At 31.2% G+C, this 16,702-nt stretch carries 13 protein-coding genes; 9 read left to right on the top strand and 4 right to left on the bottom strand.

The features are described 5' to 3' along the window. The first annotated feature begins 62 nt into the window (after positions 1–62). From BMY33_RS03795 to BMY33_RS23355, 4 genes are all read left to right on the top strand, one after another. Positions 63–914 (top strand): substrate-binding domain-containing protein, encoded by an 852-nt coding sequence (locus tag BMY33_RS03795; protein WP_091405817.1) that lies wholly within the window; start codon positions 63–65, stop codon positions 912–914. Between the two features lie 55 nt (positions 915–969). Beyond that, the gene (locus BMY33_RS03800; protein WP_091405820.1) at positions 970–1,572 is read left to right on the top strand and encodes a hypothetical protein; all 603 of its coding nucleotides are present in this window, start codon (positions 970–972) and stop codon (positions 1,570–1,572) included. A gap of 181 nt (positions 1,573–1,753) precedes the next feature. Continuing rightward, positions 1,754–2,341, top strand: a complete 588-nt coding sequence (locus tag BMY33_RS03805) for a hypothetical protein (RefSeq protein WP_091405823.1) — start codon at positions 1,754–1,756, stop codon at positions 2,339–2,341. 265 nt (positions 2,342–2,606) lie between these two features. Then, entirely contained in the window at positions 2,607–2,777 is a 171-nt protein-coding gene (locus tag BMY33_RS23355) for a hypothetical protein (RefSeq protein WP_170836996.1), read from the top strand. Positions 2,778–2,781: 4 nt separating this feature from the next. On the opposite strand, the gene BMY33_RS03810 is transcribed toward BMY33_RS23355, so the two are convergent. Next, complete coding sequence (locus BMY33_RS03810) at positions 2,782–3,447, bottom strand: uracil-DNA glycosylase (RefSeq protein WP_091405825.1); 666 nt, start codon at positions 3,445–3,447, stop codon at positions 2,782–2,784. Between the two features lie 144 nt (positions 3,448–3,591). Here BMY33_RS03810 and BMY33_RS03815 point away from each other — a divergent pair, with 144 nt between their 5' ends. Further along, positions 3,592–5,763 (top strand): endonuclease MutS2, encoded by a 2,172-nt coding sequence (locus BMY33_RS03815; protein WP_091405831.1) that lies wholly within the window; start codon positions 3,592–3,594, stop codon positions 5,761–5,763. Positions 5,764–5,853: 90 nt separating this feature from the next. Here the strand turns inward: BMY33_RS03815 and BMY33_RS03820 are convergent, their stop codons facing one another. Beyond that, a complete protein-coding gene (locus BMY33_RS03820; RefSeq protein WP_091405834.1) occupies positions 5,854–6,213 on the bottom strand; it encodes a hypothetical protein in 360 nt (119 codons plus the stop codon). 112 nt (positions 6,214–6,325) lie between these two features. On the opposite strand from BMY33_RS03820, the gene BMY33_RS03825 reads away from it, so the two are divergent. From BMY33_RS03825 to BMY33_RS03840, 4 genes are all read left to right on the top strand, one after another. Further along, positions 6,326–6,538, top strand: a complete 213-nt coding sequence (locus BMY33_RS03825) for a helix-turn-helix domain-containing protein (RefSeq protein ID WP_091405837.1) — start codon at positions 6,326–6,328, stop codon at positions 6,536–6,538. Positions 6,539–6,639: 101 nt separating this feature from the next. Further along, the gene (locus BMY33_RS03830) at positions 6,640–7,941 is read left to right on the top strand and encodes a sodium:solute symporter family protein (protein ID WP_091405840.1); all 1,302 of its coding nucleotides are present in this window, start codon (positions 6,640–6,642) and stop codon (positions 7,939–7,941) included. A gap of 89 nt (positions 7,942–8,030) precedes the next feature. Beyond that, positions 8,031–10,529 carry a PIG-L family deacetylase gene (locus BMY33_RS03835; protein WP_091405844.1) on the top strand — a complete coding sequence of 833 codons (2,499 nt, stop codon included), beginning with the start codon at positions 8,031–8,033 and terminating at the stop codon, positions 10,527–10,529. Positions 10,530–10,720: 191 nt separating this feature from the next. Next, a complete protein-coding gene (locus tag BMY33_RS03840) occupies positions 10,721–12,418 on the top strand; it encodes a sodium:solute symporter family protein (RefSeq protein ID WP_091405847.1) in 1,698 nt (565 codons plus the stop codon). 190 nt (positions 12,419–12,608) lie between these two features. Here BMY33_RS03840 and BMY33_RS03845 read toward each other — a convergent pair whose 3' ends face one another. Then, positions 12,609–15,593 carry a M16 family metallopeptidase gene (locus BMY33_RS03845; RefSeq protein WP_091405848.1) on the bottom strand — a complete coding sequence of 995 codons (2,985 nt, stop codon included), beginning with the start codon at positions 15,591–15,593 and terminating at the stop codon, positions 12,609–12,611. 176 nt (positions 15,594–15,769) lie between these two features. Then, the gene (gene sucD / locus BMY33_RS03850; RefSeq protein ID WP_091405851.1) at positions 15,770–16,642 is read right to left on the bottom strand and encodes a succinate--CoA ligase subunit alpha; all 873 of its coding nucleotides are present in this window, start codon (positions 16,640–16,642) and stop codon (positions 15,770–15,772) included. Positions 16,643–16,702: the final 60 nt, after the last annotated feature.

Consider the following 16,702-nt stretch of genomic DNA (forward strand, 5'->3'; position numbering starts at 1 on the left):
CGATAAAAAACATATAAAATCGATGAAATACACTTTTTTAACATTTCTGAAATCCTAATAACATGCATACTATAAAAATTGGTGGCGTTCCTGAGCACTTCAACTTACCTTGGCATTTAACCATAGAAGAAGGAGCTTATTTAGAAAAAGATATTGAACTAGAATGGATCGATTTCCCTGGAGGGACTGGAGCTATGTGTGAGGCCTTAAGAAATAATGATATCGATATCGCTATTATCCTTACAGAAGGAATTATAAAAGATATTATTGCCGGTAGCCCTACTAAAATTGTACAAACGTATATCCAATCCCCATTAGTATGGGGTATTCATGTAGGACACAGTTCAAAATATACTAACCTAAGCGATCTACAAAATACTTCGGCAGCGATCAGTAGATATGGATCTGGATCTCATTTAATGGCATATGTGAATGCTCAAAATAATGGTTGGGACACTTCTGCACTACAATTCGAAGTAGTTAAAAATCTAGATGGAGCGGTAAAAGCTCTAACGGATGGTAATGCTGATTATTTCATGTGGGAACATTTTACTACAAAACCGTTAGTAGATAATAAGACATTTAGACGTATTGCCGATTGCCCTACTCCTTGGCCCTGTTTTGTAATTGCAGTAAGAGAGGAAATTTTAGACACAAAAAAAGATCGGGTAAAAGATATTCTACAAATTATTAATAATACAACTGTCGATTTTAAACAAATCCCTAGTATAGATAAAACACTTTCACTCAGATACGATCAACAATTACAAGATATTAGAGATTGGATCCAAATTACTGAATGGAGTCAATCTTTAATAAAATCTAAAACACTAAATCAAATTCAGAATCAATTATTTAAGTTAGATATCATCGATAAAATTATTGATCCTAAAGATTTAATTTCTGAAATCTAAGCAACCTTTTTATTATTTGTACATCTTGTTTACGTAGGAAAACAATTAATTTATTATGAAACAAATACTAATAATAGCTACTATATTATTCTCATTTCAGATTTCTTTTGCCCAAGACCAGACTGATCTACCTAAAAGAGATATTAAAAAAAATGAAATTAGTATTAATCCCTTTAATATAGTTGTATTTGGAGCTCTTGACTTAGGTTATGAAAGAATACTTTCCAGTAACAACACATTAGGTTTTGACTTATTTTATCGTTTGACAGATGACGATGATAATGATGATGATAATGATGATGATTTTATAGACACCGATGATGTATTTGACAAAGAAATAGCATTTACTACACGTTTTAAATATTTTTTTGGAGATAGAATTGCCAGAGGTTTCTATATAGAAGCATTTGGAATGCTATCCTTTGGTGAACATGAAGAATATGTTGAAGTTTTTGATAATCAAGGAAACTTTATTAGTTCTAATTATGTAGATCAAGAGTATACAGATTTTGCTTTAGGATTTGCAGTAGGTGGAAAATTTGTAACCCGCAACGGTTTCTTTATAGACATTGGTTTCGGAATTGGAAGGAATTTATTTAGTGACAAAAGCCCAGAAATTATTGTAAGACCTAATTTATACTTGGGATATCGCTTTTAATTAATATTATTTCGACATTAATTAAATATTCATAAACACTTTTCTCTAATTCTTGGTAGGGTATTTTTTTATTGGTTTGTTTTAAGAAGGAAATCAGGTCAATTTTAGAATAAAATTAGTTCCCTAATACTTTCCCGATTTTAAAAATTAATTACTAATAACAAATTTAATAAACGAACGAATGAAACTTTTTTTCACAATAGTTGCTCTTATTTTTACATTGCAGATGACTGCACAAGATCAATCTGATTTACCAGCAAGGGATATCAATAAAAATGAAATTAGCTTAAGCCCTGTAAATATAATAGCTTTTGGTGCATTAGATATTGGTTATGAAAGGGTACTTAATAACAATACTACCTTAGGATTAGACTTCTTTTACAGATTTAGTGATGGAATAGATAATGATGATGATATCATCGATAGAGATGGAATTTTCGATAAAGAAATTGCCTTAACTGTACGTTATAAATATTTCTTTGGAAACAGAATTGCAAGAGGATTTTACATTGAAGGATTTGGTATGTTGTCTGATGGAGAACATGAAGAATTTGTAGAATTAACAAATGTGGCAGGGGATTTCATTGGTGGTACTAATGTAGATATGGAATATACCGATTTTGCTTTAGGGTTTGGAGTTGGAGGCAAATTTGTCACGAAAAAAGGATTCTTTTTAGATATTGGATTTGGTATCGGTAGAAATTTATTTCATAAAAACAGCCCTGATATCATCGTTAGACCTAACTTATATGTAGGATATAGATTTTAAAAGTAGGGTATTCTATTACATAAACGTTATATAATAAAGCGGTATTGATGGTAAATGTTCAAATTTTTAATATTTTTTTATAATTAGTTAAATCAAATGGAATAAATATTTAAGATATGTTTAAAACACACATCTTATGGGGTTTCCGTAAGAAAAGATTTAAATATTTTTGTACATTTGCCTCGCCTACCCCAATAAACCAATTATTAAAGTGTACGCAACCTTTTGAGGTAATTGCATCTAATAATTAACTAACAAATCAGACATGGCAACATTTTTATTAATTCTTGGAGGGCTTATAGCATTCAATTTTATTCTTTTAAAATTCAGTATGCAATCAGTTGATTCTGATAAGAAAAAAGCTAAAGCAGTAAAATCTGTAACAAATTCAAACATTACCAAAACTAAAACTACGAGAATCCCAAAGGCTGCATAATTACTTACCAATCTATAGGTAATCGATTTGTACTCTTAAGATACTCATTGGTTTTTCCAAAGTGTTTATTTCCGAACCAATACCCTCGGTTTGCACTTAAAGGAGAAGGATGTCCACTGTTTAAAACAAAATGTTTATCCTTATCAATTTTTGCACCTTTTTTCTTTGCAAATCCTCCCCACAGTAAAAAAACAACATCTTTCTTGTTGTCGGAAATACATCGAATTACAGCGTCAGTAAATTTTTCCCATCCTTTACCTTGATGAGATCCTGCATGATTTGCTCTCACCGTTAAGGTCGCATTTAATAACAAAACACCTTGCTTAGCCCAACGTGTTAAGTTCCCATTGGAAGGAAAAGGGATATTTAGATCAGATTCAATTTCTTTAAAAACATTTATTAATGAAGGTGGAATATTAATATCTTTATTTACAGAAAAACAGAGTCCGTGAGCCTGTTCAATACCATGATATGGATCTTGACCAATGATCACAACCTTAACATCATCAAAACTACAGTAATCAAAGGCAGAAAAAATTTCTGATTCAGGCGGGAAACAAGTCTCTTTTTCATATTCTAATTCAATAAAATCAATTAAACTCTTAAAATATGGTTTATCAAACTCTTGTTCTAATCGTGTTCTCCAACTATTCTCAATATTTACATTCATCTTAGTATCAAAAAAAAATGCAATTGTTTACATTTGCTCACGTATAAAATTATAACAAATACTTTTCTAAAAGTAAACTCATACTGAGTTTTATAATAAAGAAATTAACATAAAAGAATATCTCCTAAAAGCTAGGATAACACCATGATCCGAATTTCAGAAAAAACACTTAAAGATCTAGAATTCCATACAATACTTAGTCATATAGTTGATCTATGCAATACAGATTACGGAAAAACAAAAGCTCTACAAATTGTACCGTTATCAACAAAAGAAAAATTACATATTTCATTACAACAAGTATCTGAATATAAATCTTCTTATTTAAATGATTCCAAGATACCCAATCATGGATTTGATAGTATCGATAAAGAATTACAACTATTAGGGATAGAAAACACTTTTTTAGAAACTTTTAATCTAAAGAAAATTATATCTATCAGTATCACTACAAATGATTTACTGAGCTTTTTTAGAAAGTTTAAAGAACTATATCCTGTGCTACATGAAACATCTTCTCAGGTACCTTTTACTAAAGAAGTAATTAACTGTATTGAGATCGTAGTTGACAAATTTGGGGAGATTAAAGATAACGCCTCTCCCACTCTCAGTATACTTAGAAAAGATATACAAGAAGTACAAGGTAAATTAAACGGAAGTTTTGGTCGTGACCTCACCAGATACAATAGCTTCGGATATTTAGATGATATTAAAGAAAGTGTTGTTGATAATAGACGAGTATTAGCTGTAAAAGCAATGTATCGCCGTAAGGTGAAAGGGGCAATAATGGGTAATTCCAAAACTGGTAGTATCGTATATATAGAACCGGAAGCGACATTACAATTTAGTAGAACTTTAAGCAATCTGCAATATGAAGAACGAGAAGAAATTGTCAAAATACTTAAAGATCTTACAAATAAAATAAGACCTTTTTCTGAACTACTGACACAATACCAGGAATACCTTAGTAACATTGATATTGTAGCTGCTAAAACAAAATACGCTAATAAATTTAATGGAGTATTACCAAAAATAACAGAGGATCGAGAACTAACTATAAAAGATGCATACCATCCTCTACTATATCTTAATAATCAAGAAAAAGGCGAGAAAACATACCCTCAGACAATTTCTTTAGATAAAAATAATAGAATTATCGTTATATCTGGTCCAAATGCGGGAGGAAAAAGTATTACCTTAAAAACTGTTGGGTTATTACAGATTATGCTCCAAAGTGGTATGCTAATACCAGTTCATGAATACAGTAGAATGTCACTGTTTAATACTATTCTTACAGATATAGGAGATAATCAATCTATAGAAAATCATTTAAGTACCTATAGCTATAGACTAAAGAATATGAATTACTTCCTTAGGAAATGTAACGATAAAACGTTATTTCTTATTGATGAATTTGGAACTGGAAGTGATCCAGAATTAGGTGGTGCATTAGCTGAAGCTTTTCTAGAGGTTTTTTATGAACGTGAGTCTTTTGGTATAATTACAACTCATTATGCAAATCTAAAAATGCTAGCAAATGAATTGCCAAATATGACAAATGCTAATATGCTTTTTGATTCTAAAACATTAGAACCTTTATTTAAATTATACCTAGGAGAAGCAGGAAGTTCCTTCACTTTTGAAGTAGCACAAAAAAATGGAATCCCGTATAGTCTAATTAATAAAGCTAAGAAAAAGGTAGAACGTGGTAAAATTCGTTTTGACAAGAGTATAGCCAATTTACAAAAGGAAAGATCAAAGCTCCAAAAAACAACTTCATCTTTAAAAACAAAAGAACAAAAAACTGAAGATGAAAAAGAACGATTGGATAAAATCAACAAAAAACTACAAAACAAGTTAGAAAGCTATCAAGAATTATATGATAGTAATCAACGTATGATTTACTTAGGACAAAAACTAAATGAGATCAGCGAAAAATATTTTCATAATAAAAAGAAAAGAGAACTTATCGATGAATTTATGAAAATAGTGCAAGTAGAAAACTCTAAAAGAACAAAACAAACCACTAAACAAAGAAGAGCTAAAAAAGCTAAAGAAGAACGAGTAGTTAAAGAGGTAGAGAAAAAAGTTGAGGTAATCCGCGAAAAGAAAAAAGAGCTAAAGAAAAAAGAAGAAAAGTTAGAGAAGGAAAAACCTAAAGTAGTTCTCAAAATTGGCGACAGAGTAAGAATGATTGACGGCAAATCAATTGGAACCATTGATATTCTAGAGAAAGGAAAGGCAGTAGTTAATTATGGCATATTCACTACTAACGTTGCAATTGACCAATTAGAATTTGTAGAACGAAAAAAGTAGTCATCAAAGGAAAGTTCTTATTTAACAAAATAAAAAGCCCACTATCTTATAAGTTAGTGGGCTTTTTCGTAGGTTAAGTTCAATCGATTATTACTTCCCTCCCGCTAATAAGACAAAAGAATTTGCCGATAAAGGAGATACATTATAACTTTTTACTTTTTGTAAAGTCTTTATATACTTTTCTGCTTCTACAAATGCTAGTTCCATACCGCTCGAAGACATTCCCTCATTAATCTCAATCGTCTTAGAAATAACATCTCCATTAGTATACTCTACTGTCATTTTCCATTTCTTAATGGAGTGAAAATTTCTAGACACCAAAGTATTCACTTCATTGTCTTTCTTATTTTCTTTTTTACTCTTTTCCTTCTCGTTTATTGGATTTGAATCTAAAGAACCTGCATATCCGAGTGTTACGCAGAACATTGCAATTACTAGTGAGAGTTTCATTTTTAGAGGTTTTGATTTGTATGATTCGAATATACAAATATTATTTGATTATACAAATATTTTTTTAATAAAAATTTATTTGTATATTTATTTCGTATAAGCATATTAATATATGATTAACAAGAAATTAAAAAGATTACTTAAAAAAAGTAAAGGAGCTAAAACCGTTTACGGTATATCAAAAGTATTGGGCATTAGTCCACAAGCTGGAGATTATATTGTAAAGCGAAAAAACTTAGCAAAAGACTTCGAACGATTGCAAAAAATTGCTGATTATATGGATGTTGACATTATTGATATTGTCGATTACAAAAAGAAAAAGTAGTTACAGGTCTTCTAGCATTCATTTAATGTTTTTTACTATAAACTCAAACCAATTATTCTGAATGGTTTTCTTTATTTTTGAAACATAGCAAATCACTTTACATGGATATTTACCTTTACCTAGTTTCTTACATTATCTTAATTATTGGTTTATCTATTTATACTTCAAGATCTTCTAATACAGAAGACTTCTTAATTGGTGGAAGAAATCGTAATGGATTAACAATTTTGTTTTCAAAATTTGCTGGTGCAATTGGAGTAAGTACATTAATCACATATACTGGATATGCTTATAAATTTGGCTGGGGACTTTTTGCTATGTCTATTGGCTCTGTAATTGGCTACATCCTATTTGCCTTTTGGGCAGCGCCAAAAATCAAGAAACTATCTATGCAAGGTGGGTTTTATACACAAGGAGATGTACCTACATTTGTTACCAATAATAAAACAACAGGACTGGTTACCAATGGTATAACTATAATTGTACAATTTTTTTGGGTACTTCTTTCTTTGGCTGGAGGAGCTAAAGTAATAGCATACTTTGATTTATTCTCATATGACATTGCATTACTAATTACAACATCAGTAGTATTAATTTATGTATTAGTATCTGGATATAAAGCAGTAATACTAACAGATATTATTCAAGCTATTATTATCATAGTTTTTTTATGCCTTCTAATTTTTGGAATACTAGACATAAAAGATTTTAATACTATCTTGACTACATCTACTAGCGAAACTGTTCAATTAGGTAGTATTATTGGTCTTATACTATATGGCGGATTATCTGTATTTGGATTAGCGGATAGATACCAATTATGTTATGCTGCCAAGGATATTAAGTCCTTAAAAAAAGGCTTAGGTTTAGCAATCATTCCCGTACTTTTAATAGCATTTTTATTATTGATTATTGGGTTATATGTGTATAACCACAATCCTACTCTTGATCCAGATACAGTATTTATATTTGCAATGCAAAACCTCGTTAACCAATCATGGGTACCTCTGTTATTAGTACTTTTCTTTGCAGGACTAATGAGCACTGCAGACACTTCTATATTTGCAGTTTCGTCTCATATGATTTATAAATCAAAAAAAAATGAAAAAGTAAAACTCTTACGTTATGCTTCAGTGATAACAGTAATTCTGGCTTATGTTATTGCTCATTTTTGGAAAAATATTGTAGATATAACTATTGTAGGTGCCGCCTTAAGAATGACATTATCAATAGCGATGATTTATGTACTTAATGAAAAAAGAAATGCTGGGCGTTTTATTGCAAGTGCCTTAGGAGGTATATTCGGTTTAATAATAGGATTAATAGTCTTTGGCCCAAAACCTACGATAGCTATCACAGTGCTTTTAGGTTCCTTAATTGGATTAATATATAGATCAAAATAGTCCTGTTAAAGTATCCTTAAACCTAAAAACTGAGAATTTTATCTTTTTATATTTGACGAAATACACAAAATTATTATCAAATCTACATTATGCGAAAATTACTTTCTGTAATAGTTCTAAGCTTTCTATGTATTCATATTGCTAAAGCACAACAGCCTAAAAAACCCAACTCTGTAGAAATTCATGAGGCCATAAAAAAATTAAACTTTTTAGGTTCCGTTCTGTATGTTGCTGCGCATCCAGATGATGAAAACACAAGACTTATTTCTTACATGGCTAATCAGGTAAAAGCTAGAACTGCATATTTATCTCTTACCCGTGGTGATGGAGGTCAAAATTTAATTGGCCCTGAAATAAGAGAATTATTAGGTGTTATAAGAACACAAGAATTGTTAGCTGCCCGTAACACAGATGGTGGTGAGCAAATATTTACTCGTGCTAATGACTTTGGGTATTCTAAACATCCAGATGAAACCTTAGCAATTTGGGATAAGAAAGAAGTTCTAAATGATGTAGTTTGGGCTATTAGAAAATTTCGACCAGATGTGATTATAAATAGATTTAATCATAGAACACCTGGTACTACTCATGGTCATCACACATCTTCAGCAATGCTAAGTGTAGAAGCTTTTGATTTAGTAGCTGATAAGAATGTTTATCCTAATCAATTAAAATATGTGAACACCTGGCAACCAAAGAGATTATTTTTTAATACTTCTTGGTGGTTTTATGGAAGTAGAGAAAATTTTGAAAAAGCAGATAAATCAGCACTTTTAGAATTCGATACTGGTATTTATTATCCAGATTTAGGACTTTCCAATACAGAAATAGCCTCATTAAGTCGAAGTCAACATAAATCACAAGGTTTTGGAAGCACAGGAACGAGAGGTTCTCAAACTGAATATGTTGAATTAATTAAAGGAGAATTACCAAAAAATAAAACAAACATTTTTGATGGAATAGATACTTCTTGGAATCGAGTTAAAGGAGGAAAAGCAATTGGTGATATTTTATATGAAGTAGAAAAAAACTTTGATTTCAAAAACCCTGCTGCTTCTGTTAATCAATTGGTAAAAGCATATCAATTAATACAAGGATTAGAGAATAATCATTGGAAAACGATTAAAACTAAAGAGATAACAGATATTATCGCCGCAACAACTGGTCTATATTTAGAAGCAGTTACCAACGAAGCTTATACCACTCAAAATAGCGATATAACTATAAAAATTGAAGCTATTAATAGAAGTAACGCAGCTATACGTTTAAAATCAATTGATATTTCTTCTATTGCAGTTTCAGAAAATCTTGATGTTGATCTAGAAACTAATAAAAGAAATAATTACGAATTAAAAGGTAGGATAATAGCTAACACCAAAAACACAACTCCATATTGGTTAAACAGCAAGGGAACCTTGGGAATGTATAATGTGAGTGATCAAAAATTAATTGGTACGCCAGAAACAGAGCATCAAACAAAAGCTATTTTCAAAATAGAAATTGGAGGCATTATCATATCATATGCAAAAGATATTGTGTACAAAACTAATGATCCAGTTAAAGGAGAAGTTTATAAACCATTTGAGATTATACCTACTATTTCTGCTAGTATAAAAGATAAAGTGATTATCTATGCTAACAGCCCTTCAAAACAAATACCTGTTACGCTTAAAAGCTCCGAACCAAATATTAAAGGTAGTATATCTTTAAAACATCCGGAAGGCTGGGAAGTATTACCAAAAAACATTGATTTTGATTTAACACAAAAAGGAGAAGAAAAAACGGTAGTTTTCACCTTAACAGCACCAAAAAATCAAAGTGAAGGATACATTTCACCAAAAATAAACGTTAATGGAAAAACATATTCTGATGAAATAATAAACATCAATTATGATCATATACCATTTCAAACGGTAGTATTACCTTCTGAAACTAAAGTAGTTCGTTTAGATATTAAAAAGAAAGGTCAGAATATTGGATATATCGAAGGTGCTGGAGATGTTGTCCCAGAAAGTTTACAGCAAATCGGATATCAGGTAACTACTATTTCGCCGGAATCAATTTCTAAAAAAACACTACAGGCGTTTGACGCTATTGTTATAGGAATACGTGCATATAATACTGTAGAAGAACTTAAATTTGGACAAAAGCATCTTCTTGAGTATGTCAAAAACGGTGGGAATTTAGTTATTCAGTATAATACGAATAGAAGACTAAAAGTAACAGACAACCTTGGACCTTATCCCTTAAAGTTATCAAGAGATAGAGTGACAGATGAAAATGCTACTATGAAATTATTAGCAAAAGATCACGCTGTATTAAATACTCCCAACAAAATTACTAGTAAAGATTTTGAAGGTTGGGTACAGGAAAGAGGCTTGTATTTCCCTAATGAATGGTCTAAAGAGTATGTCCCTATAATTGCAGCAAATGATAAAGGAGAATCCGAAAAAAAAGGTGCTTTACTTATTGCTAAATATGGAAAAGGATATTACGTATATACCGGTTTAAGTTTCTTTAGAGAATTTCCTGCTGGAGTTTCTGGAGCATATCGATTATTTGCAAATATGTTATCTTTAGGAAAATAATAAATACTATGAGAGATTCGGATACTAAAATAGTTTGGAAAAAACTATATACAATTGTATTGGTTGCTAATGCTTTGTATTTGCTTTTCTTTTATTGGATTACCTCTACTTTTTCCTAATATTTTTAGATATTTAAAATTAAGTGTTTTACTATTAATTTTTATTTATTACTTACCATATACAACTAACATATGCAACTTATAGATTGGATCGTATTAATAGGAACTCTATTGTTTATTGTGCTTTATGGAGTCTGGAAAACTCGTGGCAGTAAAAGTGTTCAAGATTATATTCGTGGTGGAAATGAAGCAAAATGGTGGACGATTGGATTATCCGTAATGGCAACACAAGCATCTGCTATTACTTTTCTTTCTACTCCTGGACAAGCATTTCATAGCGGAATGGGATTTGTTCAATTCTATTTTGGTTTACCTATTGCAATGATCATCATCTGTGTAGTGTTCATACCTTTATATCATAAATTAAAGGTATATACTGCTTATGAATATTTAGAAAGCAGGTTTGACCTTAAAACTAGAACCATTACCGCTTTTTTCTTTTTGATTCAAAGAGGATTAGGAGCTGGTATTACTATTTTCGCTCCTGCAATTATACTATCTGCTGTATTAGGTTGGGACTTAACAACCTTAAACATAATTATTGGGATATTGGTAATAGCGTATACCGTTTCTGGAGGTACAAAAGCCGTAAGCGTTACTCAAAAACAGCAAATGGCAATTATTTTCACAGGTATGTTTATTGCATTTTTTCTAATAATTAGCTACCTACCTGAAAATATTACTTTTTCTAAAGCTCTAGAAATTGCAGGAGCTAGTGGAAAAATGAAAGTATTAGACTTCTCATTTGATCTTAGCAACAGATATACGGTTTGGACTGGTATTATTGGAGGTACATTCTTGATGTTGTCGTATTTTGGGACTGATCAAAGTCAGGTACAACGTTACCTCTCTGGTAAATCTGTGAAAGAAAGTCAACTCGGATTGTTATTTAATGGATTGTTAAAAATACCAATGCAATTTTTTATCTTATTAGTGGGGGTTATGGTGTTTGTATTTTATCAATTTAATTCTGCCCCTCTTAATTTCAATCCTACAGCCGCTGTTGCTGTCGAAAATTCTGAATATGCACAAGAATATAAGGAATTAGAAAATAAATTGTTAGAAATTCAGAGTTATAAAGAAACTTCGATCCAAAATTATTTAGAGGCAACAAATACAAAAGAAAAGTTAGACGCTAAAGAATTAATTGTAGCATTAGATAAATCAGACAAAAAAACTAGACAAGCTGCTAAAGAATTAATTGAAGAAGCTAACTCTGATGTAGAAACAAATGATAAAGATTATGTTTTCATTCACTTCATTCTTAACAACCTACCTAAAGGGTTAATTGGGTTATTGTTAGCTGTTATACTATCTGCTGCAATGTCGTCAACAGCATCAGAACTAAATGCATTAGCTTCTACGACTGCTATTGATTTATACAAACGTAATATTGGAGAAGAAAAAAGTGAAAAACACTATGTTAACGCTTCTAAAATTTTTACTCTAATATGGGGGTTATTAGCAATTCTAGTCGCCTGTTTTGCCAACTTGTTTGACAATCTTATACAGCTAGTAAATATAATTGGATCCGTTTTTTACGGAAATGTATTGGGTATATTTTTATTAGCTTTCTTTATAAAATTTGTAAAAAGTAATGCAGTTTTTGTTGCCGCAATTGTAACACAAGTGATTATCATTTATGTTTGGTGGCAAGATTGGCTTCCTTTTTTATGGCTTAATGCACTAGGATGTGGAGTTGTAATGTTTCTAGCCATCTTATTAGAAATGTTTATTCCAACAAGCGAGATCGAACTTGAATCGGAATAAGTATAAAGAATTAGAGATATACGCTTCATTAATAGAAATATTTACTCTTATTAAATTAAAAAGATACATAGTTCTTAAATACACTATAATAAAAAATCCACGAATATTCTTCGTGGATTTTTATCATTAGTAAATTACAAATATTAAGCTATGTTTAGATTTTACAAAACAAAATTGTATCATCTATTAATTACATCTTAACATCTTCATTATTTTTTTCATAGTTAAAAAGATAATCTATATCCATTTCCTTAACTTCTCCTAGTTTTTTAAGGGCTTTCATATCAACATCCTTTTTATTACCTATAACAAGAACATTATAATTCTCACCTTTGATATTCTCATTAAAAAACTTTTTAAGATCTGCTAGCTCCATATTCTTAATGGTATTATACATTTCCTCTCTATTATCATTATCTATCCCTCTTTTCTTAAGGTTTTCATAAGTCCAAAAGATATCTGATTTAGTTATACGCTGTGCTGCAATTTTCTTAAGAGTTGCAGTCTTAGCTTGATTAAATTGTTCTTCAGCTTCTGGCATATCAGTCATCAATTCCATCATCGCATCTACCGCTTCTGGCATTTTGTTTGCTTGTGTACCAACATATGCCATAACATAATCTGACTGTCCTACTTCTCTAGCTTGATTATAGCTTGAAAATGCTGAATACGCTAACGATTTTGATTCTCGTATTTCCTGAAATACAATGGATGACAATCCACTACCAAAATAAGTGTTAAATAGTCGAGACGCTGCCATTTTTTTAGGGTCAAACTCCGCCCCTTTTGCTAACAAAAGCATCTCACTCTGCACCATATCATAATCTACAAAATATACGTTCCCTCCTGTTTCCTTTTCTTGATATTTAGCTTTCTCAGGATATTCTAATAAATCCGCTTTTACGATGTGATTTTTATCTAAAGAAGTTATAGCTCCATTGATATCATTACCATAATAGAAAATTCGTTGTTTAAAATTACGTAACTCCTTAACCTTATCTACTAATTCTTGCGGACTCATTGCTTGTAATTCTGAAGCTGTATAAATATTACGTAAACGTGAATTTTCACCGTATTTACCATAACTCATAAGTCCATTCCAAAAGATATTACCTTTCTGAGTTTTATTATCCTTACGACCCTTTAAAACCTTGTCTACATATTTATTATAAGTCTCCTGATTAGGCACTGCATTATTCCATAAATCCTCTAGCAGCGTTAAACTTGCATCAAGATTTTCTTTTAATCCAGAAATACCAACATATGTTTTATCATCCGCAGTAAAAACATTATAACTAACTCCTATTTTATAGAACTCTTGTTTAAGTTGTTCTGGTGTATACTTATCAGTACCTAAATAATCTAAATAACCAGCAGCTAAAGACATTTTCGGATCATGATCTTTACCCATATCAAAAATGATATTTAAACTAAAAATGTCATTGTTAGGGTTTTCAATATGTGACACTGACAATCCACTACTCGTTTTGTTCTCTTTAATAGCAGTTTTGTAATCAATAAACTGAGGAGATAGACTTGGTGTTTCTAACTTGTTAAACTCTTGTAAAAAATTAGACTCCTTGTCTCTATTTAATTCAATTGGTGTAATTCCGGGATTCTCAACCTTTACAATACTTTTATCTTCTCCTTTAATTTTATGAACTTCCACATAATTATTACCATATAGCGTGTTTGCAAACTCTACAACTTGTTGTTTTGTAATCTCCTTCATATTATCCAACATCGCTAAACGATTTTTCCAGTCCTGGAAACCTATAAATGCATCCAAATAAGAATATGCAGTAGAAGAAGCATTTTCATATTGTCTAATTTGGGATAAACGTAAATCATTAACAACAGCATCTAACAACCATTCTTCGAACTCACCTTTCTTGATCTTTTCAATTTGAGCCAATAATAAATCTCTAACTTCATCTAATGTTTGATCTTCTTTTGGAGTTCCATACAATAAATGGAATCCATAATCATTATCAAAATTTGTAAAAGAAGAAGCATTCTGAACTAGTTGCTTTTGATTTAGGTTTAAATCTATCAATCCAGCTTGAGAATTCGCAAGCATATAATCAATTAAAGTAACTATTACTTCTTGTTCTGTTCCTTTTCCTTCAGTTCTAAAAGCTACATAAATCGACTCGGACGTAGGACCATACACCTCTTTTTTAACTGGAGTGGTAAGTGGCTGTAATTTTTCAAAAGTAGGATGTGAAACTTCTTTCTTTTTATAAGACCCAAAAGACTCATTTACTTTTTTGATTGTAGCATCAAAATCAATATCTCCAACTAATATTACAGCCATATTATTGGGCACATAGTACTTATCAAAGTATGCATGGATTGCCTCCATCGAAGGGTTTTTAAGATGCTCTGATATCCCTATTGTAGATTGTGTGCCATATGGATGTGTTGGATACAAACCTTCTAAAACAGCAAAATACTGCTTGCGTCCATCGCTATCTTGACCTCTATTAAATTCTTCGTATACTGCTTCTAATTCTGTATGAAATAAACGCAATACTAACTTACTAAAACGCTCACTTTCTACAGTTAACCACTTATCTAATTCATTAGCCGGTATTTTATTTACATAAACTGTTTGCTCATTTGACGTAAATGCATTTGTTCCCTCTGCACCTAATGAACTTACCATCTTATCATATTCATTTGCTATAGAAACCTTAGAGGCTTCTTGAGAAACTTCATCTATCTTCTTATAAATTTCTTTTTTCTTAACAGTATCAGTTTCTTTTTTATGCGCTTCGTATAAATCTGAAATCTGTTTTAGAAAAACATTCTCCTTTTCAAAATCTTGAGTTCCTATCTTATCAGTTCCTTTAAATACCATATGCTCTAAATAGTGAGCTAAACCAGTATTATCTGCTGGATCATAAGTCGACCCTGCGCGTACTGCAATAAGAGTCTGAATTTTTGGTTCTTCTTGATTTTTTCCTAAGTACACTTTTAATCCATTTTCTAAAGTGTATAAGCGTAATCCTGTCGGATCATTAGAAACTGTTTCATAAGAAAATCCAGCAGCATCTGTATGCTTCTCTACTTTAATTTCTTTTTCCGAAACTTTTTCTTGATTTGATGAATTCTTACAATTACTTAGTAGTACTACTAAAGATAATAGTAAGAGAGATTTTAATGATTTCATTTAAATAGTTTAAGTTACTGTTTCTTTAACATTCTATTAAACGCAAAATGTTAATACATGTTACGGTTTTTAAGAATACTTTAACACGGATCCAAAAAGAAAAGTCCAAAAGGAAAAAACCTCTTGGACTTTTTATATATTATTATAAAATAATTAAATACCCTTTTCCGTATTTTCTAACCTAATACTTCAGCAACTTTTTTACCAATTTCCGCTGGAGAATCAACCACGTGAATTCCACATTCTCTCATGATCGCTTTTTTAGCAGCAGCAGTATCTTCACTTCCACCTACAATAGCACCTGCGTGCCCCATCGTACGACCTGCAGGAGCAGTTTCTCCAGCAATAAACCCAACAACTGGTTTAGAAGTTCCGCTTTCTTTAATCCATTTTGCAGCATCAGCTTCTAACTGACCTCCAATCTCACCTATCATTACAACACAACTTGTATCTGGATCGTTAATCAATAATTCAACCGCCTCTTTTGTAGTAGTTCCAATAATTGGATCTCCACCGATACCTATCGCAGTAGTAATTCCTAATCCTTGTTTTACAACTTGATCAGCCGCTTCATATGTTAAAGTTCCAGATTTAGAAACAATCCCCACATTTCCTTTTTTGAAAACAAATCCTGGCATAATACCAACTTTAGCTTCACCTGGAGTAATAACACCTGGGCAGTTAGGACCGATCAAACGACAATTTTTATCTTTTATATAGTTAGAAGCAGTAATCATATCCGCAACAGGAATACCTTCTGTAATTGTTATAATAACTTTAATTCCTGCATCCGCTGCTTCCATAATAGCATCTGCAGCAAATGCTGGTGGTACAAAAATAATAGTGGTATCTGCTCCCACCTGCTTAACTGCTTCTTCTACCGTGTTAAAAACTGGCTTATCAAGATGAACTTGACCACCTTTACCTGGAGTAACTCCACCGACAACGTTGGTACCATACTCGATCATTTGACCTGCGTGAAAAGTACCTTCACTACCTGTAAAACCTTGAACTATTATTTTAGAATCCTTATTTACTAGAACACTCATTGCGTTATGATTTTTTTATTTTTTTTAGCAGTTTCAAAAGTACGGTTTTGAACATTATAG

The organism is Aquimarina amphilecti, from assembly GCF_900109375.1.
GTDB classification, from domain to species: Bacteria; Bacteroidota; Bacteroidia; order Flavobacteriales; family Flavobacteriaceae; genus Aquimarina; species Aquimarina amphilecti.